Origin of the sequence: Oceaniglobus indicus (genome assembly GCF_002751875.1) — a bacterium.
Taxonomy (GTDB): domain Bacteria; phylum Pseudomonadota; class Alphaproteobacteria; order Rhodobacterales; family Rhodobacteraceae; genus Oceaniglobus; species Oceaniglobus indicus.
This window is the reverse complement of sequence record NZ_NMZM01000011.1, coordinates 62,450-83,705: the sequence shown is the minus strand read 5'-3', so window position 1 is coordinate 83,705 and position 21,256 is coordinate 62,450. Positions and strand designations below refer to the sequence as shown.

At 65.0% G+C, this 21,256-nt stretch carries 20 protein-coding genes; 13 read left to right on the top strand and 7 right to left on the bottom strand.

The window, feature by feature from the left end; genetic code table 11:
* Positions 1 to 14: 14 nt before the first annotated feature.
* Together CFP68_RS15940 and CFP68_RS15935 are read right to left on the bottom strand one after the other, a co-directional pair.
* Positions 15 to 719 carry a hypothetical protein gene (locus tag CFP68_RS15940; RefSeq protein WP_099827938.1) on the bottom strand — a complete coding sequence of 235 codons (705 nt, stop codon included), beginning with the start codon at positions 717 to 719 and terminating at the stop codon, positions 15 to 17.
* A 292-nt stretch (positions 720 to 1,011) separates the two neighbouring features.
* Positions 1,012 to 2,097: a TRAP transporter substrate-binding protein gene (locus tag CFP68_RS15935; protein ID WP_099827937.1), complete on the bottom strand. Its 1,086-nt coding sequence runs from the start codon at positions 2,095 to 2,097 to the stop codon at positions 1,012 to 1,014.
* Positions 2,098 to 2,382: 285 nt separating this feature from the next.
* Here CFP68_RS15935 and CFP68_RS15930 point away from each other — a divergent pair, with 285 nt between their 5' ends.
* From CFP68_RS15930 to CFP68_RS15910, 5 genes are all read left to right on the top strand, one after another.
* Complete coding sequence (locus CFP68_RS15930; RefSeq protein ID WP_099827936.1) at positions 2,383 to 3,132, top strand: ABC transporter ATP-binding protein; 750 nt, start codon at positions 2,383 to 2,385, stop codon at positions 3,130 to 3,132.
* Positions 3,125 to 3,829 (top strand): ABC transporter ATP-binding protein, encoded by a 705-nt coding sequence (locus CFP68_RS15925; protein ID WP_099827935.1) that lies wholly within the window; start codon positions 3,125 to 3,127, stop codon positions 3,827 to 3,829. The genes CFP68_RS15930 and CFP68_RS15925 overlap by 8 nt, the downstream gene beginning before the upstream one ends.
* 72 nt (positions 3,830 to 3,901) lie before the next feature.
* Positions 3,902 to 5,110, top strand: a complete 1,209-nt coding sequence (locus CFP68_RS15920; protein ID WP_099827956.1) for an ABC transporter substrate-binding protein — start codon at positions 3,902 to 3,904, stop codon at positions 5,108 to 5,110.
* Between the two features lie 71 nt (positions 5,111 to 5,181).
* Positions 5,182 to 6,069 carry a branched-chain amino acid ABC transporter permease gene (locus CFP68_RS15915; protein WP_099827934.1) on the top strand — a complete coding sequence of 296 codons (888 nt, stop codon included), beginning with the start codon at positions 5,182 to 5,184 and terminating at the stop codon, positions 6,067 to 6,069.
* The gene (locus tag CFP68_RS15910) at positions 6,069 to 7,022 is read left to right on the top strand and encodes a branched-chain amino acid ABC transporter permease (RefSeq protein WP_099827933.1); all 954 of its coding nucleotides are present in this window, start codon (positions 6,069 to 6,071) and stop codon (positions 7,020 to 7,022) included. The genes CFP68_RS15915 and CFP68_RS15910 overlap by 1 nt, the downstream gene beginning before the upstream one ends.
* A gap of 40 nt (positions 7,023 to 7,062) precedes the next feature.
* On the opposite strand, the gene CFP68_RS15905 is transcribed toward CFP68_RS15910, so the two are convergent.
* On the bottom strand, positions 7,063 to 7,647 hold the full coding sequence (locus CFP68_RS15905) for a YceI family protein (protein WP_099827932.1): 585 nt from the start codon (positions 7,645 to 7,647) through the stop codon (positions 7,063 to 7,065).
* 83 nt (positions 7,648 to 7,730) lie between these two features.
* Between CFP68_RS15905 and CFP68_RS15900 the strand changes: the two genes are divergently transcribed.
* From CFP68_RS15900 to CFP68_RS15865, 8 genes are read left to right on the top strand one after another with little or no spacing between them, the layout of a single operon-like run.
* Positions 7,731 to 8,507, top strand: a complete 777-nt coding sequence (locus tag CFP68_RS15900) for an endonuclease/exonuclease/phosphatase family protein (RefSeq protein WP_099827931.1) — start codon at positions 7,731 to 7,733, stop codon at positions 8,505 to 8,507.
* Between the two features lie 13 nt (positions 8,508 to 8,520).
* The gene (locus CFP68_RS15895) at positions 8,521 to 9,318 is read left to right on the top strand and encodes a CDP-alcohol phosphatidyltransferase family protein (RefSeq protein WP_241524127.1); all 798 of its coding nucleotides are present in this window, start codon (positions 8,521 to 8,523) and stop codon (positions 9,316 to 9,318) included.
* Positions 9,315 to 10,964 carry a sulfatase-like hydrolase/transferase gene (locus tag CFP68_RS15890; protein ID WP_241524126.1) on the top strand — a complete coding sequence of 550 codons (1,650 nt, stop codon included), beginning with the start codon at positions 9,315 to 9,317 and terminating at the stop codon, positions 10,962 to 10,964. The genes CFP68_RS15895 and CFP68_RS15890 overlap by 4 nt, the downstream gene beginning before the upstream one ends.
* Complete coding sequence (locus CFP68_RS15885) at positions 10,961 to 11,896, top strand: lysylphosphatidylglycerol synthase transmembrane domain-containing protein (RefSeq protein WP_099827930.1); 936 nt, start codon at positions 10,961 to 10,963, stop codon at positions 11,894 to 11,896. The genes CFP68_RS15890 and CFP68_RS15885 overlap by 4 nt, the downstream gene beginning before the upstream one ends.
* Before the next feature lie 34 nt (positions 11,897 to 11,930).
* On the top strand, positions 11,931 to 12,929 hold the full coding sequence (locus CFP68_RS15880; RefSeq protein WP_099827929.1) for an ABC transporter substrate-binding protein: 999 nt from the start codon (positions 11,931 to 11,933) through the stop codon (positions 12,927 to 12,929).
* Positions 12,919 to 13,725: an ABC transporter ATP-binding protein gene (locus CFP68_RS15875; RefSeq protein WP_099827928.1), complete on the top strand. Its 807-nt coding sequence runs from the start codon at positions 12,919 to 12,921 to the stop codon at positions 13,723 to 13,725. Before CFP68_RS15880 ends, CFP68_RS15875 begins: the two co-directional genes overlap by 11 nt.
* An 8-nt stretch (positions 13,726 to 13,733) precedes the next feature.
* Complete coding sequence (locus CFP68_RS15870; protein ID WP_241524125.1) at positions 13,734 to 15,311, top strand: ABC transporter permease; 1,578 nt, start codon at positions 13,734 to 13,736, stop codon at positions 15,309 to 15,311.
* Positions 15,308 to 16,363 (top strand): glycosyltransferase family 4 protein, encoded by a 1,056-nt coding sequence (locus CFP68_RS15865; protein ID WP_099827926.1) that lies wholly within the window; start codon positions 15,308 to 15,310, stop codon positions 16,361 to 16,363. Before CFP68_RS15870 ends, CFP68_RS15865 begins: the two co-directional genes overlap by 4 nt.
* Positions 16,364 to 16,445: 82 nt before the next feature.
* On the opposite strand, the gene CFP68_RS15860 is transcribed toward CFP68_RS15865, so the two are convergent.
* From CFP68_RS15860 to CFP68_RS15845, 4 genes are all read right to left on the bottom strand, one after another.
* Positions 16,446 to 17,510, bottom strand: coding sequence for a quaternary amine ABC transporter ATP-binding protein (locus tag CFP68_RS15860; protein WP_099827953.1), 1,065 nt, complete (start codon positions 17,508 to 17,510; stop codon positions 16,446 to 16,448).
* Positions 17,511 to 17,520: 10 nt separating this feature from the next.
* Entirely contained in the window at positions 17,521 to 18,552 is a 1,032-nt protein-coding gene (locus CFP68_RS15855; RefSeq protein WP_099827925.1) for an ABC transporter permease, read from the bottom strand.
* A 108-nt stretch (positions 18,553 to 18,660) separates the two neighbouring features.
* Positions 18,661 to 19,626, bottom strand: a complete 966-nt coding sequence (locus CFP68_RS15850; protein WP_099827924.1) for an ABC transporter substrate-binding protein — start codon at positions 19,624 to 19,626, stop codon at positions 18,661 to 18,663.
* A 70-nt stretch (positions 19,627 to 19,696) separates the two neighbouring features.
* Positions 19,697 to 20,668: an ABC transporter substrate-binding protein gene (locus tag CFP68_RS15845; RefSeq protein ID WP_099827923.1), complete on the bottom strand. Its 972-nt coding sequence runs from the start codon at positions 20,666 to 20,668 to the stop codon at positions 19,697 to 19,699.
* Positions 20,669 to 21,256: the final 588 nt, after the last annotated feature.

Genomic DNA, 21,256 nt, shown 5'->3' with positions numbered 1-21,256 from the left:
GCCGCGCCGCAGCCTCAGCGCTGAACCGGGTTCGACAACGTATCTCTTTCCAGCACGGCATCGCCGAGGATATCGGTCTGGTCCCCGTCGATGGTCGAGGTGCCATAAATCGTGCCGCCGACGGCATCGGCCCCCTCCAGAATGAAACCGCTCATCCCGATATCCAGTTCCTGGTCGTGATCGCCCCAGTCCAGTGTGCCCGCGCCGTTCACCCGGACGATGGAATCGCGGTATGCGCCGGCTTCGCCCTGTGGGCCGCCCGGGCCGCTGTGACCCAGCCGTCCGGTCAACTGGACGCTGCCGCCCGCCTGCGTTCCGTCGGTATCGTGGAAGTTCCACATCGCGCCGTTCACGTCATCCGATCCGAAATACAACGTCATGGCCATGTTCGCCACGATCTCGGACGACCGGCCGCCGGTCGAAGCGTCACTGTTGAAGCCTGCGATGCCGTTATAGGTTCCCGTGCCCGAACGGGGCCGGTCGCCGGAATCTTCCCAGCTGGTGATGGCGCTTGGCCGGTAGACGTTCAGCATTCCACTCAGGTCGTTGTTCATCCGGGCCCGCGATGCCAGATCGACCGGACGTTCGTTCGCTTCGGGCACCTCATCGGGAACCGCGACCGGGCCTGCTGCGCCGTTTCCACCGCCCCCGGAACACCCGGCCAGCCCGAATAGCAAGAAGACGGCTGTGGTGATCCGGAATTTCGTGGGGGTCGTCATGTGCCTGCTCCTGATTGCGTGTGGTCGTTGTGACCTTCACTGCCCGGCGCAGGTTATGCAGAGGAATACGACCAAAAATTGGCACGGTGCGGGCAAAAGCGTAAACAATGAAAGAAAAAACGGGGCGAGTGTTTCCACAAGCCCCGCATGGTGCGCTTCAGGATAACGGCACCCCCGCCGACGTTCTGCAAGGGGGCCTGCCTGTCGCGCCTTTCTCCCTCGTGCGCTGTGCGCCGGATCGGGCAAGGGGTGCGGTGGTGTCACGACACCCCCCGCGCCGATCACCGCGGCATCAGTATTTCAGATACTGTTCACGCGCACGGATATAGGGCGAATCGATCTTCTCGGTCCGGGTCCGCACCAGGTTCAGCGCCTCGATGAAGCTTTCGGTGGTCTTCTTCACCAAGGGATCGTCGCTGTTGCGCAGCTCCTCGATCACTTCAACCGAGGCCTTCGCACCGGCTTCCATGATGTCATCGGGGAAGTTGCGGACGATGACGCCGTGATCGTCCACCAGCGTCTTCAGGGCGCGTGGGTCGTTGGCCATGAAGTCGGCTGAAACCTGATCGTATTCCGCCTGCGACACATCGCGGATGATCGCCTGAAGGTCGTCGGGCAGTTCCTGGTACTTCTTCTTGTCCACGACCAGTTCGGTCGCGAGGCCCGCTTCGACGAAGGACGGCATGTAATAGTTCTTGGCGACCTGGTGGAATCCAAGCGCAAGATCGTTGTAGGGGCCGACGAATTCGGCGGCGTCCAGCGTGCCCGACTGCAACGCCTGGAAGATCTCGCCCGCGGCCATGTTCGTCACCGTCGCGCCCAGCTTTTCCCAGACCCGGCCGCCAAGGCCCGGCGTGCGGAAGCGGATGCCCTTGACGTCTTCGACGCTTTTCAGCTCGTCACGGAACCAGCCACCGGTCTGGGTGCCGGTGTTGCCCGACAGGAAGCCCTGAACGCCGAACTGGTCATAGATCTCGTCCCAGATCTCCTGACCGCCCATGAAGCGGACCCACGCGGTCAGCTCGGGGGTGGTCATGCCATAGGGCACGCCGGTGAAGAAGCTCAGCGCGGGGGATTTGTTCTGCCAGTAATAGGCGGCGCTGTGGCTCATCTCGGCGGTGCCGTCGATGACGGCATCCAGCGATTGCAGGGGCGGCACAAGCTCTCCGGCGGAATACACCTGAACGGTCAGACGCCCGCCGGTGGCGGTGGTGATGCGATCGGCCAGACGCTGGGCACCGACGCCGAGACCGGGAAAGTTCTTGGGCCAGGTCGTGACCATGCGCCACGTGATGTTGCCTTGCGCCACGGCGGGCGCGGCCAGCGCGACCCCCCCGACGCCAAGCGCGCCGGTGCGGATGAAAGAACGACGATCCATTATCGGAAACCTCCCTGGGATTCGGAATTGCGATGCGATGTCCGACACAGGGCCGGACCCGATCATGTCGCGGACATAAGCAGCGACAGGCGGAAATGTCCAACAAAACAGGGCAGGCCCGCGTGATAGCGCAAACAACGCGAAATGTTCGGTTTTTGCCGCGCGGCTGACCCAGCGGAACCCATATTTTCGCTTGCGCCTTTGTGCCAGTTCGCGATGCTACACCTCGATAACGATGTCGTGCGGTCCGCCGCGACAGACCCAAAAAGGAAACGAGCGATCCGAATGGCGAGCGTTCTTGAAGCGACCGGACTGACCAAGGAATTTCTCGGCTTCGTGGCCGTCGACAACGTTGACCTGTCCGTCGAGGAGGGCACGATTCACGCGCTGATCGGGCCGAACGGCGCCGGCAAGACGACGTGTTTCAATCTGCTGACGAAGTTCCTGCAACCGACCCGCGGCACGATCAAATACCGTGGCCGCGACATCACCGGAATGGCCCCTGCGGCCATTGCCCGGCTGGGGCTGGTGCGGTCATTCCAGATCTCGGCGGTGTTTTCCGATCTGACGGTGCTGGAAAACGTGCGCATCGCGCTGCAGCGCAAGCGCGGCGAAAGCTATGATTTCTGGCGGTCCGAAACCATCCTGGCACGGCTGGACGATGACGCGCGCGGGTATGTCGATCAGGTCGGCCTGACCGAGTTTTGCGATACCCGCGCCGGCGAACTGTCCTATGGCCGCAAGCGCGCGCTGGAAATCGCCACGACGCTGGCGCTGGAACCCGACATGCTGTTGCTGGACGAACCCATGGCCGGCATGGCGCAGGCCGATGTCGCGCTGATTTCGGCCCTGATCCGCAAGATCGCCAAGGGGCGCACGGTGCTGATGGTCGAACACAACCTGTCGGTTGTCGCCGACCTGTCGGACAAGATCACGGTGCTGGCGCGCGGCGCGATCCTGGCCGAGGGCGATTATGAAACCGTGTCGAACTCTCCCGCCGTGATCGACGCCTACATCGGAGCGGGCCATGACTGATCCCATTCTCAGCATCGAGGGCCTGAATGGCTGGTATGGCGAAAGCCATGTCCTTCACGGTATGGATTTCGTTGTAAATCCGGGCGAGGTGGTGACGTTGCTGGGTCGCAATGGCGCAGGCAAGACATCCACCCTGCTGGCGATCATGGGCATTCTCGGCAAACGCACCGGGTCGGTGAAGTTCAACGGCACCGAAACCATCAAGATGGAGCCGCGCCACATCGCGCGCGCCGGTCTGGCGCTCTGCCCCGAGGAGCGCGGCATCTTCGCGTCGCTGAACGTCGAGGAAAACATGATGCTGCCGCCCAAGGTCGCCGAAGGCGGGCTGAGCATCGAGCGCATCTATGACTTGTTCCCCAACCTTCTGGAACGCCGCCGCAGCCCCGGCACCAAGTTGTCGGGCGGCGAACAGCAGATGCTGGCCATCGCGCGGATCCTGCGCACCGGGGCGAAAACCCTGTTGCTGGACGAACCCACCGAGGGCCTGGCGCCCGTCATCGTGCAGCAGATCGGCCGCACGATCGAGGCATTGAAGGCCGAAGGGTTCACCATCCTGCTGGTCGAACAGAACTTCCGGTTTGCCGCATCGGTGGCCGACCGCCATTACGTGGTCGACCAGGGCCGGGTGATCGACATGATCCCCAACACCGAACTGGACGCCAACATGGACAAGCTGCACGCCTATCTGGGCGTCTGAACGATCCGCGCCGCACTCTGGCGCGCAAGATTTAACAGTGCCCGCAAACGGGCCAATGAGGAGGAGATGGACATGATCCGCAAACTTGCAATGGGCGCGACCGCGCTGACCATGCTGGGCACGATCCCGGCGATGGCGCAGGACACCATCGACGTGAAACTGGGCGTTCTGAATGACCGCTCGGGCGTTTATGCTGACCTGTCGGGCGAAGGATCCGTGGTTGCCACCCGCATGGCCGTCGAGGATTTCGACGCCGCCGCGCACGGCCTGAACGTCGAGATCATCTCGGCCGACCACCAGAACAAGCCCGACATCGGGTCGAACATCGCCCGTCAGTGGTATGACGTCGACGGCGTCAACGCCATCATCGACGTGCCCACATCCTCGGTCGCGCTGGCCGTGGCCGCGATCACGGCCGAAATGGGCGGCGTGATGCTGAACTCGGGCGCGGGATCGACCGAACTGACCCGTGGCCAGTGCCAGCCGACGACCGTTGACTGGACCTATGACACCGCCGCGCTGGCCAACGGCACCGGTGGCGCGATGACCACCGAAGGCGGGAAGAAGTGGTTCTTCCTGACCGCCGACTATGCCTTCGGCCACTCGCTCGAGGAAAACACCGCCGCGGTCGTCGAGGCCAATGGCGGCGAAGTTGTCGGCACCGTGCGCCATCCCTTCCCGGCCACCGACTTCTCGTCGTTCCTGTTGCAGGCCCAGGGGTCGGGCGCGGACGTGATCGGCCTGGCCAACGCCGGCGGTGACACCGTCAACGCGATCAAGCAGGCGTCCGAGTTCGGCATCACCCAGGCCGGTCAATCGCTGGCCGCGCTGTTGATGTTCGTCACCGACGTGCACGCCCTGGGTGCCGAAACCGCACAGGGTCTGAACCTGACCGAGGCGTTCTATTGGGATCAGAACGACAAGACCCGTGAATGGTCGGCCCGGTTCGAGGAAACGTTCGGATCCAAGCCCACCATGGTGCACGCCGGTGCCTATTCGGCAACGATGCATTACCTGCGCGCCGTCGCCGAAACCAAGACCACCGAAGGCCCCAAGGTCGTCGCCGCCATGAAAGCGGCCGAGTTCGACGATCCGCTGTTCGGCAAGGGCTATGTCCGTGCGGACGGTCGTGTGATCCACGACATGTACCTGTTCGAGGTCAAGGCACCGGGCGATTCGAAAGGCGAATGGGATCTCTATAACCAGAAGGCCACGATCTCGGGCGAGGACGCTTTCCTGCCGATGATCGACGAATGCGACTTCACCAAGAACGCGGGCTGATCGCGCATCGATGAACCGGCGCGGCAGGCCCTGCCGCCGCGCCGACCCTCTTTTTTCCGACAGGATTCCAGATGTTCGAACTTCTGAACATATCGCCACAGGTGTTGATGGGTCAGCTTCTGCTGGGGCTGATCAACGGGTCGTTCTATGCGGTCCTGTCGCTGGGGCTGGCCGTGATCTTCGGCCTGCTCAACATCATCAACTTCAGCCATGGCGCACAATACATGATGGGCGCCTTCGTGGCCTGGATGCTGCTGACCTATGTCGGCATCGGCTATTGGCCGTCGCTGATCCTCGCGCCGCTGATCGTCGGGGCGGTGGGGATCGTTCTGGAACGTTTGGCGCTGTCGCGACTATATCATCTGGACCATCTGTATGGCCTGCTGCTGACCTTTGGCGTCGCACTGATCATGCAGGGGCTGTTCCGCAACTACTATGGCATTTCCGGTCAACCCTATAACATTCCCGATGCGCTGTCAGGCGGGCAGAACCTGGGCTTCATGTTCCTGCCGAACTATCGCGCCTGGGTGGTCGTGGCCTCGATCGTCGTCTGCTTCGGCACGTGGTTCATGATCGAACGCACCCGGCTTGGCGCCTATCTGCGCGCTGCTACCGAAAACCCGGTGCTGGTTGGCGCCTTTGGCATCAACGTGCCGCGCATGATCATGCTGACCTACGGTTTCGGCGTGGCTTTGGCGGGCTTTGCCGGCGTGCTGGCCGCGCCGATCTATTCGGTGAACCCGAACATGGGGGCCGACCTGATCATCGTCGTCTTCGCCGTGGTCGTGATCGGCGGCATGGGATCGATCCTGGGCGCCATCGTCACCGGCTATGGCCTGGGCCTGATCGAGGGGCTGACGCGGGTGTTCTATCCCGAGGCCTCGTCGGTCGTCATTTTCGTGATCATGGCCATCGTGCTGATGATCAAACCCGAAGGTCTGTTCGGGAGGACAAGCTGATGGCCGACACCAAGCCCAAGACCGTCGGCATGCCGATGCTGCACAAGGTGATCTTCGCGGTGATGCTGGCGCTGCTGTGCGTGCTGCCGTTCGTCATCTATCCGGTGTTCGCGATGAAGGTGATGTGCTTTGCGCTGTTCGCCGCCGCGTTCAACCTGTTGCTGGGCTTCGGCGGCCTGCTGTCGTTTGGCCATGCGGCCTATTTCGGCGGTGCCAGCTATGTCGCCGCCCATGCCGCCAAGGTCTGGGGGCTGACCCCCGAACTGGCGATCCTGACCGGCACGCTGGCCGCCGCCGTGCTTGGCTTCCTGATCGGGTCGCTGGCGATCCGCCGCCAGGGCATCTATTTCGCCATGGTCACGCTGGCCTTTGCGCAGATGGTCTATTTCTTCGCGCTTCAGGCCGAATTCACCGGTGGCGAAGACGGCATCCAGGGCGTGCCGCGCGGCGATTTCCTGGGGCTGATCTCGCTTCAGGACAATACCGCGCTGTATTTCTTCGTTCTGGCGGTGACGTTCGGCGGCATCCTGATGCTGTATCGCATCGTTCATTCGCCCTTTGGCCAGGTGCTGAAGGCGATCCGCGAGAACGAGCCGCGCGCCATCTCGCTCGGCTATCAGGTGAACCGCTACAAGTTGATGGTGTTCACCCTGTCCGCCGCCTTCGCCGGGCTGGCCGGTGCGACGAAAAGCCAGGTGTTTCAGCTTGCGTCACTGACCGACGTGCACTGGTCGATGTCGGGCGAAGTGGTGCTGATGACGCTGCTGGGCGGCATGGGCACGATTTTCGGCCCGCTGGTGGGGGCGGCGGTGATCGTCAGCCTGCAGAACTATCTGGCGACCTTCGGGGCCTGGGTGACGATCATCCAGGGGGTGATCTTCGTTCTTGGCGTGCTCTTGTTCCGCAAGGGCATCGTCGGCGTCATCGCGGGCTGGCTGCGCCGGCCGCTCTGACCGGCATCGTCCGGCCCCGGATGGGGGCCGGACGGCAGGATCACTCGATGCGCATGGCTTCGGTTTCGATGATCAGATCGACCGTGTCACCCACCAGCCCGTTGTCGACCCCATAGGTCATGCCATAATCGCTGCGCTGCAACGTTCCGCGTGCCGAAATCCCCAGAACGAACCGCTTGTGACCGAAGGGATAGGGTTCGGCCTTGTTCAGCCACACCTCCAGGGTCAGCGGGCGGGTTTCGCCCAGTAACGTCAGGCTGCCGGTCACGCTGCCCGACGTCGCGTCGGTCGCGTGGCCTTCGCTGGCCGAAAAGGTCATGACCGGGTGCGCCCCGACGTTCAGGAAATCCTTGCTGCGCACATGCTTGTCGCGGGCATCGTTCAGCGTGATCACGCTGTCGGTCATCACCCGCACCTCAAGGTCCGACAGGGTCTGGGTGTCCATGTCAAAGGTGAACGCCCCCTCTACCGATGCGAACAGGCCCAACGTGCCGGCATACCCCACGTGATCGACAAGGAACGAGACGGTTGTGTGGACCGGGTCCAGTTCATATCGTTGCGGTTCGGCCAGGGCCGGCAACGCCAGCCCCGAAAGGACAAGTGCAACGGAAATTTTCGTCTTCATGGTGCCTCCGGAACTGTGCGACTGAGGACACAAGGCTAGGGCGCAATTCGCCCCACGCCAATCCCCCGGAGTGCGACACCACGATGCAGACAACCGAAACGCTGTGCTGTGCAAGCTGGAACATCCACCGCGGGCGGGGTGGCGATGGCCGGGTCGATGCCGACCGGATCCTCGGGGTGCTGGGCCGCGACATCGCGCCGTTGCGTCCCGATATCCTGGTGCTTCAGGAGGCCGACACCGATTGCCCGCCCCATTCCGCCGTCCTCGGGCGCGACCGGATCGAGGCCGCGACCGGGTTGCGCAGCCTGCACACCGGCCCGGGTCTGCGGTGGGGGCCGCAAAGCGATGGATTCCTCGGCGTGATCGTCCTGGTGCATCCCCGCATCATCGTGCGCCGGGCGGATGTGATCGACCTGCCCGGACATTGCCATCGCGGCGCGGTTGTGGCCGATCTTGCGCCGCGCGGCATGCACACGCTGCGCCTCGTCGCCACGCATCTGTCGCTTGCGCAATGGTTGCGCGCGGTCCAGATGCGCACCATCGGCCAGCATCTGATCCGTCGCGATGTCGCGGGAACGCCGACACCCGACACCGTCATCGTCGGAGATCTGAACGAATGGCGCCCCTGGTCCGGCTTGGCCCTGTCGCGCCGGATCACCGGGCGGCGCTGGCACGGTGCCGCGCGCGCCACGTTCCCGGTGGGCCGCCCGGTCCTGCCGCTGGACCGGATCCTGTGCGACCGGCCGGGGGTGGTGCGGGATGTGCGCGTGCCCGACAGTGCCGGCATACGTGCGGCATCTGATCACAGGCCCCTCGTGGCGCGGCTGGCCGTGCCGCGACGGCCTCTGTCGGACGCTTGACAGTTCCGCCGCCATGCTAACTTCATCCGGCATGTCCATGTTCGATACCTTCCGCCACCACAGCGCCCGCGCCTGCATCACGGCAGCGCCGATGCCGGCGTTTTTCGCGGTGGCGTTGGTTGGCCTGATCGTGGTGGGCGCGGGTACATGGGCGCTTGCGCCCGGTGCCGCCCTGATCACGCCCGCGATCACGATGACTGTCTTTGCCTTGGCCATGACCATCACCCTTGTCGGGCTCTGCGCCGGCTATCCCCATCGCCGGTTGGGGGCGTGCAACATGGTCACCCAGGTGCGCGCCATGCTGGCGGCGATCCTGACCACCGCGATCATCGTGCCCGCCGTCGCGGATCACGCGGCCATTGCCCTCTTCGCGCTTGCCATCACCGCGCTGTCACTGGACGGGATCGACGGCGCGCTGGCCCGCCACGCCGGGCTGACCTCGGACTTCGGCGCGCGGTTCGACATGGAGGTGGACGCCGCATTGGGCGCGATCCTGTCGCTGATCCTGATCCGCACCGGTGTGAGCGACACCACGTTCGCCCAAGCGTGCCTGATCGTCCTCGGCTTTGCGCGATACGGGTTTGTCGTGGCCGGCTGGCGTTTCGCCTGGCTGAAGGCCCCCCTGCCCTATCGCCTGTCGCGCCGGGTGATCTGTGTGGTGCAGATCGCCACATTGGCCGGCCTGCTGTTGCCCGCCGTCGCGTCGCACCTGGCGTCGTTTGCCTTGCCGGTCGCGGCCAGCCTGATCCTCTGGTCGTTCGCGCGTGACATTCTGTGGCTGGCCCGCAACCGGCCGGGAGTCGCGGCATGAGGTCGCGCCCGATCTGGCGGATCGCGACCCTGATTCTGGCGACACTGCTGCTGTATCTGGCGCTGGCCCTGCCCAACACGCCTGCGGCGATGGTGGCCGGCACCTTCATTCGCCTGCCGTTGGAACTTCCGGTTCTGATTGCCCTGCTTCTGGCGGTCGCCGCCCTGCCGCGCCTGTCGCGCGTGCTGCGCGTTGTCCTGAGCGTGGGCCTGACCGCCATCGTGCTGTTGAAGCTGGGTGATTTCATCACCTTCCAGACGTTTTCCAGACCGTTCAATCCGATCATCGACACGTTCATGTTTCCCGCCGGCATGAACCTGTTGACCGGCACGCTGGGCCGCCCCATGGCACTGGCCGTCGCCGTGGCCGCCATTCTGGCGGTGCTGGCGCTGGCCGTGCTGTTCTTTGCGGCGATGACCCGGTGGTCCCGCCCGGTTCCCCCGGTGGCGGTGCGTCGCTGGGCGGGTCTGTTCGCCGTGGTGTTCGCCGTCATTGCCATCGCCGATGCCGGGCGGTGGCTGCGCATCTGGGATGTCCCGCAAAACCCCGTTGGCAACGCCGCGACGACGCGGCTGGCCGTCCTCCACGCCCAACGCAGCGGCATCGCCGCGCGGAAGCTGGCCGAATATCGCAAGGCCGCGGATCAGGATCCCTTTGCCGACGCGACCGGGTTGTTCGATCTGCTCGCCGGGCGCGACGTGCTGGTGGTGTTCATCGAAAGCTATGGGCGCACCAGTTTCGACAATCCGCTGTATCGCCCGACCCATGTGCCGACGCTGCGTAGCGCCGAGCACGACGTGGCCGCCACCGGTCTTGCCATGCGCAGCGGTTGGCTGACCTCGCCCATCGCGGGTGGGCAAAGCTGGCTGGCTCACGGCACGTTCGCATCAGGGTTGCGAACCGGCGATCAGGCCCGCTACGGCGCGATGCTGGCCAGCTCGCGCCAGACGCTTTTTCACCTGGCAAACGCCGCCGGGTATCGGACCGCGGCGGTGATGCCCGCAATTACCCTGCCCTGGCCCGAAGGACCGATGATCGGCTTTCAGCGGATCCTGCCGGCGGCCGATCTCGGCTATGCGGGTGAGCCGTTCAACTGGATCACCATGCCCGATCAATACACGTTGTCGGCCTGGCCCGATCTGCTGGGCGAGGATCCGCGCCCGGATTTCATCCAGATCGCGCTGATCTCGTCGCACGCGCCGTGGGTGCCGGTGCCCCGAATGGTAGATTGGGCCGACGTCGGTGACGGGCGGATTTTCGATCAATGGGCAACGTCGGGCGATCCGCCCAAGGTGGTCTGGCGCGACCGCGACAGGGTGCGCGACCAATACCGCCAGGCCATCGATTATGCGCTTCAGGCGACCTTTTCGTTCGTCACGCGAAGGGCCGCCGCCACGGGCGAGGACGCGCCGCTGGTCATTGTCCTCGGCGATCATCAACCGGCCCCGTTCGTGTCGCAGATCGAAAGCCGCGATGTGCCCGTGCATCTGATCGGCCCCCCCCGGGTGATCGACCGACTGGACGGCTGGGCGTTCACCGACGGCCTCGTGCCTGATGACAGCACGCCGGTCTGGCCGATGGAATCCTTCCGCGACCGCTTTGTCAGCGCGTTTTCATCGGGCCTTGCGGCATCGGGCGGCACATGAAGCGCGGCGTCGCCATCGTTCTGCGCCTTGGTGTCTCAGTCGCGATGTTGGCCGCCGTGCTGGTCCTGACCGATGGGGCCGCCGCGCTGGCGCGTCTGGCCGACGCCGATATCGTATGGTTGATCGCAGCCGGCGCGCTGCTGAGCGTTCAGACGGTCCTGATGGCCGCCCGCTGGCGGCTGACCGCGGGCCGGCTGGGGCTGCATATCGGCTGGGATGTGGCGATCGGCGAATATTACCTGGCGCAACTGGTGAACATGACGCTTCCCGGCGGCGTTGTCGGCGATGTCGCCCGCACGGCGCGCAGCCGCCATGACGCGGGCCTGGCCCCGGCGATCCATGCGGTGATGATCGAACGTCTGGCGGGACAGATCGCGATGTTCACCGTTCTGCTGGCAGGCCTGTGCGGCGCGATGCTGGTTCCGTCCGGCATCACGGTACCGAGCGTGTTCGCCACCGTTGCCCTCACGGGCCTTGCCACGGTTGCTGCGGGTTTGATCGCCATGGCGGTCTGGCCGCGCTGGCGGCCCGACGGCGTGACCGCCGATTTCGCCGTGTCTCTGCGACGCGCCCTGTTCGCCCGCGACGTGGCCTGGAAGCAGGTGTTGCTGGCCTTGGCCATCGTTGCGTTGAACCTGGCCGCCTTCGCCGCCGCGGCCCGAGCCACCGGCACGGTTCTGGGGTTCGCCGCCTGCGTGATTTTGATCCCGCTGATCCTGACCGCGATGACGATCCCCTTTGCCGTCGGCGGCTGGGGCTGGCGTGAAGGGGCTGCGGCGGCGCTGTTTCCCCTGGCCGATGCGACGGGCGAAGCCGGGGTCGCGGCGGGCCTTGCCTTTGGCCTGGTGATGCTGATCGCCAGCGTGCCGGGCGCGCTCTGGCCGATGGTCGGGGTCTCTGCCTTGCCGCCTGTGCGGTCGCGCCCTAGTTGAATGGCCTGAAACAGGCGACAGACGGAACTTTGACATGACCGACAGACACAAGCCATGGGCCGGGCTGAGCCGGCGACACTTTCTTGCCACCGGCGCGGCCGCCACCTTGGCGCCGCACCTGGCGCGCGCGCAGGATCGTGCCGTGGCGCTTCAGCTTTCGTGGCTTCATTCGGTGCAGTTTGCCGGCAGCTACATCGCCCGCGACCGGGGGTATTGGGCCGATCAGGGTCTGCGCGTCGCATTGAACCCGGGCGGGCCGAATGCTCCGGTCGAACCGCCGGTGGTGGCGGGCAACGCCCTGGTCGGGATTTCGGCCGCCGATTACACGGCGGCCGCCGTGGCGCAGGGCGCGCCGTTCCGCATCATCGCCGTGGCGATGCAGAAGAACCCGTTCACCATCGCGTCGCTTCCCGCCAATCCGGTCAACGCCCCGCAGGATCTGGAGGGAAAGCGGATCGGCATGGCGCTGGCCAACATGCCGGTGCTGTCGGCGTTCTGCACGATCAACAACGTCGATCTTGACCGGATCGAGGTCGTGCCGACCCAATACGACGCCGCCCCCCTGGTGGCCGGACAGGTCGATTGCCTGCTGTGCTGGGCCACCGACCTGCCCGTCGCCATGACCGTTCAGGGCATCGAAAACACCACGATGATCATGGCCGATCATGGTTATGCGGTTCACTCGCAAACCTATATCGCCACCGATGACAGCATCGCGAACTGGCGTGCCGATCTGGTGGCCCTGCTGCGTGGCGAGGCCAGGGGATGGAACGATTGCCGCGCCGACCCCGAGGCCGCGGCACGGCTGACCGTCGACATGTTCCCCGATGCCGGGTTGGACCTTGCGACCCAGCAGATGCAGCTGGACCGGCAACTGCCGCTGATGTTCTCCGATCTGACGGATGATCACGGGTTCGGCTGGTTCACCGATGACACCGTCGCCGCCAACATCGATACGCTGGCGCTTCTGGGTCGCGACGTGGGGCCCGACCTGTGGGACCGCACCCTGCTTGAGGAAGCGCATGGCGGCTGACATCGGCATACGCGGTCAGGCGGTGCGCTGCGAAGATCTGTCGCGCACCTTCACCTCGCCCGCGGGGTCGATTGCCGCCGTCGATGCGACCGATGTCACGTTCGCTGCCGGACAGACCACGGCGTTGGTCGGGCCGTCGGGGTGTGGCAAGTCGACCCTTCTGCGTCTGATCGCGGGGTTGGAGGCGCCGACCACCGGCACCGTGCGCATCGGTGACGAAACCCCGGCGCAGACCTGTCAGCGCGGCGCGCTGGCGGTGGCGTTTCAGGATGCCTCGCTTCTGCCATGGCGCACCCTGCGCGGCAACATCGCGCTTGCGTTGACCCTCGCGCGGCGGCCCGCCGATCCCGACCGGGTGGACCGCCTGATTGCCAAGGTCGGCCTGCAGGGGTTCGAGGATCGCCGTCCTGCCGAACTGTCGGGCGGAATGCGCCAGCGCGCCGCCATCGCCCGCTGCCTTGTGGGCGACCCCGAGTTGTTGCTGCTCGACGAACCTTTCGGTGCGGTGGATGAGCTGACCCGGCGGCGCCTGAATTACGAGCTGCCCAAACTCTGGCAGGCGAACGGAACCACGGCGCTTCTGGTGACCCATTCCGTGACCGAGGCCGTTCTGGTGGCCGACCGCGTGCTGGTCATGTCGCCGCGCCCGGGCCGGATCGTGGCCGACATTGACATCGACCTGCCCCAACCGCGCACACGGGGGCTGGAGAGCGAAACCGCCTTCCGCACCCTGACCGCCACCGTCGCCGAAGCCCTGATGGACATCGCGCCACCCCGGCAGTTCGCGGCACAATGACCGCCGGGGTGCTGCGCCACCGCCAGGCCGCATGGGGACAGGGCGGCGCGCGCGCGCTTGCCATCGTCGCCGTGCTCGCCCTGTGGGAGCTGGCGGCCCGGGCGAATGCCGACAGTTTCGTGCTGGCCGGACCGGTCGAGGTGGCACGATATCTGTGGCAAAACGCACCCCTCCTGACCCGCGCGCTTGGCGCCACGTTGCAATCCGCCGCCTGGGGGTTCGTGTGGGGCAACCTGGCCGCCATCCTGTTGGCGGTCGCGGTCGTGCTGATCCCGCGGGCCGAACGGGTGGTGGCCGCGCTGGCACTGATCGTGTTCTGCCTGCCGCTGGTGGCGACGGGGCCGATCCTGCGGGTTCTGTTCGGGCAAGGCAACGGGCCACAGATCACGCTGGCCGCACTGGCCGTCTATTACACCACCTTCCTGCCTTTGGTCGTCGGGCTCAGGGCGGTGCCGCAAAGCTGGCTGGACCTGATCCGCAGCCATGGCCGGGGGCGGATGACACAGCTGATCCACGTGCGCGCGCCCGCCTCGTTCCCCTATCTGATCGCGGGGCTTCAGATCGCGGCACCGGCGGCGATCCTCGGCGCCATGGTTGGTGAGTTCACCGGCGCCGAACGCGGTCTTGGCGTTCTGACGATCCGTGCCATGCGCGCGCTCGATGTCGATGCGACCTGGGCCATCGCCACGCTGGCGGCCGGGGTTTCGATCCTAGCCTATGGGGGATTCGGGGCGTTGGTCCGACGGCTGCGCGTCGAGTCGCCGGCGGTGTTGCTGACCCCGCCGGATCACCGCCACCGCCGCCCGCCGTGGCGGCGGCTGGCCGATATCGGGGTGATCGTCGCCATCGCTCTGGTGCTCTGGCAGGCAACGATGGACCTGTTCGATCTGAACCCGTTCTTTGCCAAACGGCCCGGCGATGTGGTCGCGTTTCTGCTGACCGGGCCCGACGCCGCCGCACACCGCGCGACACTGTTTGCCGCCTACGGCGAAACCCTGGTGTTCACCCTGCCGGGGTATCTGGCGGGGCTCGCCCTTGGCGCGGGCCTGGCCTGCGGCGTGGTGTTGATGCCGGGTCTGGCGACCACCGCCCTGCCCCTGTCGGTGGCGTTGCGGTCGGTCCCGATCGTTGCCACAGCACCGCTGATCGTGCTTGCGCTGGGACGCGGGGCGGTGGGCACGATCACCATCGTCACCGTCATGATCTTCTTTCCAACGCTCGTCGCCTGTCTTCAGGGGCTGCGCCAGACCCCCGGCCAGATCATCGACATCTTCGACACCTACGCATCCGGACGTTGGCGCCTGTTGCGGCTGGCCCGGGTGCCCGCGATGTTGCCCGCCTTTTTCGCCTCGGCCCGCATGGCCGTGCCCGCCGCCATCCTTGCCGTCACCACCGCCGAATGGCTGGCCACCGGAAACGGCATCGGAAGCTTGATGGCGTTGACGGCATCGACGTCCGACTACAACATGTTGTGGAGCGCGATCGTCCTTGTGGCGCTGACCGCCGCGCTGGCCTATGGCGCCGTCGCCTGGATCGAGGCGCAGGTGCTGGCCGTTTACGCAATGGAACAGACGGTGCGCCGATGAAACCCGATATCATCTTTGCCATTCCCGGCGACATGCATCGCGCCACCGGCGGCTTCATCTATGAGGCGACGGTGCTGCGCGAATTGCGCATGCTGGGGCTTCACGTCGAACACCTGCAACTGCCCGCCGGTTTCCCCGATCCCACCGACGACGAGATCGCCGAAACCCTGCGCCTGTTGCGCGCCGTGCCGCCGGACGTTGCAATCCTTCTGGACGGGTTCATTCCGGGCACCGTCGATCCCGATGGATTGGCCAGCGTTGTGGCGCCGTTGGTGCCGATCATCCATCACCCCCTCGGGATGGAAACCGGCCTGACGCCGGATCGGGCCGCATACCTGTTGCGCAACGAGGCCGTGGCCCTGCGCCACGCCCGCCGCATTGTGGTGCCCAGCCCGCACACGGCCCGGTTGCTGATCGATGAATTCGCCATCCCCGAGGGTAAGATCGGCATCGCCCCGCCCGGTTTTCACGCGGTCGATGCCAGGCCGCAACCGGTCACGCCCCCCCTGATCCTGGCGGTGGGCCTTCTGACCGCGCGCAAGGGGCATGACGTTCTTCTGGACGCGCTGGCCCGGATCAGCGATCTTGCATGGCGGGCGCAGATCGTCGGCGGCACCCATGAAGACGCGGTGGCCGATGCCCTGCGGCGGCAGGCGGACACGTTGGGTCTGTCGGACCGGGTCAGGTTCAGCGGACAGTTGCGCGACGCCGATCTTGACCGGGCCTATGATGCCGCGTCGATCTTTGCGCTTGCGACGCGGTTCGAAGGATACGGCATGGTATTCGGCGAAGCGATGCTGCGCGGTTTGCCGATCGTCACCTGTCGGGCGGGCGCCGTGCCCGACACGGTCGGCGATGCCGCACGGCTGGTGGCACCCGACGACGCCGCGGGCTTTGCGGCCGCATTGCGCGATTTGCTGACGGATGAGGCCGCGCGCGAACGGCTGGCGCAAAGGTCGGCCACCATGGGGCGCGCCCTGCCCCGCTGGCGCGACACGGCCGCGCAGGTGGCCGCGTCCGTGCGACAGGCGATGATCGACCGCCGGTCATAGCCCCGCCAACCGGCGTTCCATCGAAAAGGCCGCGCCCGTTGCCTGGCGCGGCCTTTCTGCATCTGGCACGGAAGCGTCCGGTTCAGCCGGCGCGACGCGCCGCTTCGGGATCGTCCGAGCCGCCTTGCGGCACCAGCGCGCGCACCAGGGTCCGCATGTCGAGGATACCCACCTCTTCGCCGTTCTTCATCACGCGGTAACACTTGTTGGTGTCGCCGCCCGATGCCTCGATCACGGATTCGAGGTTGGCGTCGTGATCGACCTCGCCGGCGATGTCCTTAGTGCCCGTTCCCGTCTTCTGCATCACCGACCGGGTGCGCAACACGCGGGCCCGGTTGATGTCGCTCACGAAGTCCTCGATATACGGGTCCGCCGGGTTCAGCAGGATATGCTGCGGCTCGCCCTGCTGGACGATGAAGCCGTCCTTGAGGATCACCAGGTGATCGGCCAGCTTCAGGGATTCGTCCAGATCGTGGGTGATGAACACCACCGTCTTGGCCAGTTCGGCCTGCAATTCGATCAGCAGGTTCTGCATGTCGGTGCGGATCAGCGGATCCAGCGCCGAGAACGCCTCGTCCATCAGCATGATGTCGGAGTTGCTGGTCAGGGCGCGGGCGATGCCGACGCGCTGCTGCATACCACCCGAAAGCTGGTGGGGATACTGGTCGTCCTGCCCCTCCAGCCCGACGCGCGCCAGCCACTTGCGCGCCTCGTCGGCGTATTTCTTCTTGCTCTCGCCTTCCACCGACGGGGCAAGCCCGGTGTTTTCCAGAACCGTGCGATGGGGAAACAGCGCGAATTTCTGAAACACCATCGACATCCGGTGCTGACGCAGATCGCGCAGCTGCTTGTCGTTATAGGACAGGATGTCGTCGCCGTCGATCAGCACCTGGCCGGCGGTGGGGTCGATCAACCGGTTCAGGTGACGGATCAGGGTCGATTTCCCCGACCCGGACAGACCCATGATGACGGTCGTCTTGCCCGCCGGCATGTCGACGTTGATGTCGTTCAGACCCAGCACATGGCCGTGTTCGGCCAGAAGCTCGGTCTTGCCCATGCCCTGTTTGACGTGATCCAGCGCCATTTCGGGATTGTCCCCGAAGATCTTGTAGAGGTTGCGGATCCTGATCTTGATATCGTCTGACATATCCATCCCCTTAATTCTGGCTGGCGTTGATGCGCGCAAGCGCCGCCTTGGTCACCCGATCAAGGATGATGGCAAGCAACACGATCCCGAGGCCGGACAACAGACCGACGCCCAGTTCAAGGCTGCGGATCCCGCGCAGGACCAGGACGCCGAGACCGGGTGCCGACACCAGCGAGGCGATGACGACCATGGCGAGGCTCATCATGATGGTCTGGTTCACACCGGCCATGATGTTGGGCAGCGCCAGCGGAATCTGGACCCCGAACAGCTTCTGACGGTCGGTCATCCCGAAGGCGTCGGCCGCTTCGATGACATCCTGATCGACCAGCCGGATGCCGAGGTCCGTCAGGCGCACCACCGGCACGATGGCATAAAGGATGATCGCGATGCCATACAGCTTCGGCTCGGTCACCGAGAACAGGAAGATCAGCGGGATCAGATAGACAAAGGGCGGCAGGGTCTGAAGCATGTCGAGGATCGGGATCATCACCCGCTGGGTGCGGTCGCTGCGCGACATGGCGATGCCGATGGGCACCCCGAGCAAGACACAGATGAACGCACAGACGAAGATGATCGCCAGCGTCTGCATGGTGTAGTCGTAATAATCCACGAAGGCGAGAAACCCGAAGCACACCGCAACCAGCGCCACCAGTTTCAGCGACCGGCCCACGGCATAGGAAATCAGCATCAGCAGCGGGATCATGATCCACCAGGGCACCGCCTGCATCAGCCAGAGCATTTCGTTCAATGCCCAGCTCAGCGGTTGGGTCAGCGGATCGACGACGATCTTCAGCGTGTCCTTGATGTTCAGGAACCCTGTTTCCAACCCCGTCGTCAGGTCGCGCGATTGCGGGATGGTCTCGCAAGCGTCATGCAGCGCATCCAGCGAAGGAAACGGGGTGTCCCATGCTGAAACCGCCGTGTCTTCGCCGGTGGTCTGGCCCAGAAGGTCCGCCATGGACATCGGGCCGTCGCCGGATCCGCCGTCGCCGCACCAGCCGCGCAATCCCAGCTTGTCGAAAATGAAATCGTATGTCGCCATGCGTCCCTCATACGGGGCGCTTCGCGGCCCCTCTGTCACTGTTCCAGCATCGGAAATGCCAAGGCCCGGCGCATCCCGCACCGGACCACGGCGAACTTTCGTCTTGTCTTATTGCAGCAGTTTGGACAGCCGCTTGCGGGCGTCGTCGTTCAGCCAACCGGCCCATTTGTCCTTGTTGTTCTGCAGGAAATAGACGGCGGTTTCTTCGGTGGACGCCTTGGTTTCGCCCTTCCAGGCCAGAAGCGTGCTCATCTCGTCGGTGCTGAAGCTGATGTTGCGGATCATCTCGGCGACTTCGGGTTCGCGGTCGATGAACGCCTTGGTCGCAACCGTGTAGACCGGGCTGGGCGGATAGGCCGTCTTTTGCGGGTTGGCGCGCTGGGGGTCGAGGTTGAATTCATGCGCCTCGGCATCCGCTTCGCCAATGTCGACCATCGTCATGTCGAGGCGTCCCATCAGGGCCGTCGGCTCCCAATAGTAACCGAACCACGGCTCGCGCGCCTCATAGGCGGAGGCCAGCGATGCGGCCAGGGTTTCGCCCGACCCGTGATCGAAGATCTCGATCCCGGCCTTCTCGATGCCATAGGCATCGGCGATGTTGTGGTTGATGATGTTGCACACCCAACCGCCATCGGGACAGTTGTTGAACCGGTTCCCGACCAGATCGGGGTTCTCGACGATGCCCTGGATCGTCTTCAGTTCGGGGTGTTCCTCGGCCAGGTAGGTCGGAATCCACCAGGCTTCGATGCCGCCCGGGTCCAGGACCTTGGCCATGTCGTCGATCACGCCGTCGGCCTTCAGCTTGTCATAGGCGCTGCCCGCGGAATTGACCCACAGCTCGGTGACGATATCCGGCTCGTTGTTTTCGGCCAGCGAGGTCAGCGCGGGAATCGTGTCCGAGGGCACGCGGGTCACGGAACATCCGTATCCCTGTTCCATCAGGAAGGTCGCGATCTCGGTGGTGATGATCGCCGAGGCAAAGGTCATCTCGGTGATCGAAACCTCGCCGCAATCGGCAAGCGAGGCTGTCGGAAGCGCGGCGCCCATGACGGCGGCGAATGCAAAGTTTCTCATGCCATGTCTCTTTTTTTTGTTTCTCATGGTTGGAACAGGCGGGACCGGTGCGGCCCCGCCCGCGATCGCATTACTTCAGCAGCGCCGCCAGGTTCTCACGGGCGCTTTCGTTGATCCAGTTCTTCCAGGTGTCCTTGTTGTTCTGGAGGAAGTAGACGGCGGCCTCTTCGCTGGTGGCGTTGTTCTCGTCCATCCACGCCAGAAGGCTGCTCATCTCGTCGGTCTTGAACTGGACGTTCGACATCATCTCGGTGACGTCGGGGTGGGATTCCTGGAAATCCTTGGTCACGACCGTCAGGATCGGCGCGGTGGCGAATTCGGTCACCGCGGCGTCGGGCGAATCAGCGTTCTGGTTGGCCAGCTGTGCCGCCTCGATCTCGTCACCCAGGCTGACCTTGGTCATGTCGAACTTGCCCAGCGGGGTGGTCGGACCCCAGTAATAGCCGAACCAGGGTTCTTCGCTCTCGACGGCCGATGCCATCGACGTGGCCAGCGTTTCGCCCGATCCGTGGTTGAACACCTCGATGCCCGAACTTTCCAGGTCCAGCGCCCGGATCAGGTTGTCGTTGACGATGCGGCAGCCCCAGCCATCGGGGCAGTTGTTGAACATGCCGCCGACCAGGTCGGGGTTTTCCATCACGCCTTCGATGGTCTTCAGTTCGGGATGCTCTTCGGCCAGGTAGGTCGGGATCCACCAGCCTTCGACACCGCCGGGATCCAGCACGCTGGTCAGTTCGACGATCTTGCCGTCGGCCTTGATCTTCTTGTAGGCATCGCCGGCCGAGTTCGGCCACAGTTCGGGAACGATGTCGGGTTCGTTGTTTTCCGACAGCGACGTGACCGCCGGCGTCGTGTCGGACGGCACGATCGTCACGTCGCAGCCATAGCCCTGCTCGAGCAGGAAGTTGGACACCGCAACCACGACACCGGCCGAGGCCCAGTTCATTTCCGCGATGGTGACTTCACCGCAATCTTCCTGTGCGAAGGCGACGCCGGGGGCGATGACGGCGGCAAGGGCCGCGCTAAGGATATAGCGTTTCATGGGTTAGCTCCTGTTGGGGTGGATCAGATTGGCGCGACGCCGCATGTCGGTGTCCGCCGGAAAAGCGCCGGTCGGGTTGCGTCTGCCTGTTCGCCCAGGGGCGGGCAGGCCGGGTCCGGAACTATGATCTGCCGAAACAAGAAGATGACGTAACCCTTCGGTCGTTGCTTTGCGCATAAGTTACGGCTTTGCGCAAAAAAAGCAACCCGAACGTCCCGCAAGGCCCCGCCGTCCGGCCCGGCGGTCGGCCGCGGCGCCCGCATTCGACCCGAAACGGCGCCGACAATGGCGTGTTGCCGGCGCCACGGCCGAGGTTGCCAAATCATGGCAAACACAACGTGTGACGCGGGAATCAGGCTTTGCCGCGCCGCAGGTGGGGCACGACGCCCATCGGCGCGGTCACGTCCTTCCGTCGCTGCGAACGACCCATCCTGCACGCGCACCGATGTACGTCTCGCGCCATCGCGACACCCTGGCCGGAGATGCCGAAAAACGGCCCGCGTCGGCATCTGTTTCCCGGTTGATGCGAAGGCGATTCCATCGGGCCGGAATACCGTTATGGTGAACGCCGCTTGCAAACCGCCAGAG

Coding starts and splice junctions, on each gene's coding strand:
- CFP68_RS15940 (WP_099827938.1), bottom strand. CDS start 719: ATGACGACCCCCACGAAATTCCGGATCACCACAGCCGTCTTCTTGCTA.
- CFP68_RS15855 (WP_099827925.1), bottom strand. CDS start 18,552: ATGGCGACATACGATTTCATTTTCGACAAGCTGGGATTGCGCGGCTGG.
- CFP68_RS15880 (WP_099827929.1), top strand. CDS start 11,931: ATGACCGACAGACACAAGCCATGGGCCGGGCTGAGCCGGCGACACTTT.
- CFP68_RS15920 (WP_099827956.1), top strand. CDS start 3,902: ATGATCCGCAAACTTGCAATGGGCGCGACCGCGCTGACCATGCTGGGC.
- CFP68_RS15875 (WP_099827928.1), top strand. CDS start 12,919: ATGGCGGCTGACATCGGCATACGCGGTCAGGCGGTGCGCTGCGAAGAT.
- CFP68_RS15845 (WP_099827923.1), bottom strand. CDS start 20,668: ATGAAACGCTATATCCTTAGCGCGGCCCTTGCCGCCGTCATCGCCCCC.
- CFP68_RS15915 (WP_099827934.1), top strand. CDS start 5,182: ATGTTCGAACTTCTGAACATATCGCCACAGGTGTTGATGGGTCAGCTT.
- CFP68_RS15910 (WP_099827933.1), top strand. CDS start 6,069: ATGGCCGACACCAAGCCCAAGACCGTCGGCATGCCGATGCTGCACAAG.
- CFP68_RS15890 (WP_241524126.1), top strand. CDS start 9,315: ATGAGGTCGCGCCCGATCTGGCGGATCGCGACCCTGATTCTGGCGACA.
- CFP68_RS15905 (WP_099827932.1), bottom strand. CDS start 7,647: ATGAAGACGAAAATTTCCGTTGCACTTGTCCTTTCGGGGCTGGCGTTG.
- CFP68_RS15850 (WP_099827924.1), bottom strand. CDS start 19,626: ATGAGAAACTTTGCATTCGCCGCCGTCATGGGCGCCGCGCTTCCGACA.
- CFP68_RS15860 (WP_099827953.1), bottom strand. CDS start 17,510: ATGTCAGACGATATCAAGATCAGGATCCGCAACCTCTACAAGATCTTC.
- CFP68_RS15930 (WP_099827936.1), top strand. CDS start 2,383: ATGGCGAGCGTTCTTGAAGCGACCGGACTGACCAAGGAATTTCTCGGC.
- CFP68_RS15885 (WP_099827930.1), top strand. CDS start 10,961: ATGAAGCGCGGCGTCGCCATCGTTCTGCGCCTTGGTGTCTCAGTCGCG.
- CFP68_RS15865 (WP_099827926.1), top strand. CDS start 15,308: ATGAAACCCGATATCATCTTTGCCATTCCCGGCGACATGCATCGCGCC.
- CFP68_RS15895 (WP_241524127.1), top strand. CDS start 8,521: ATGCTAACTTCATCCGGCATGTCCATGTTCGATACCTTCCGCCACCAC.
- CFP68_RS15935 (WP_099827937.1), bottom strand. CDS start 2,097: ATGGATCGTCGTTCTTTCATCCGCACCGGCGCGCTTGGCGTCGGGGGG.
- CFP68_RS15925 (WP_099827935.1), top strand. CDS start 3,125: ATGACTGATCCCATTCTCAGCATCGAGGGCCTGAATGGCTGGTATGGC.
- CFP68_RS15900 (WP_099827931.1), top strand. CDS start 7,731: ATGCAGACAACCGAAACGCTGTGCTGTGCAAGCTGGAACATCCACCGC.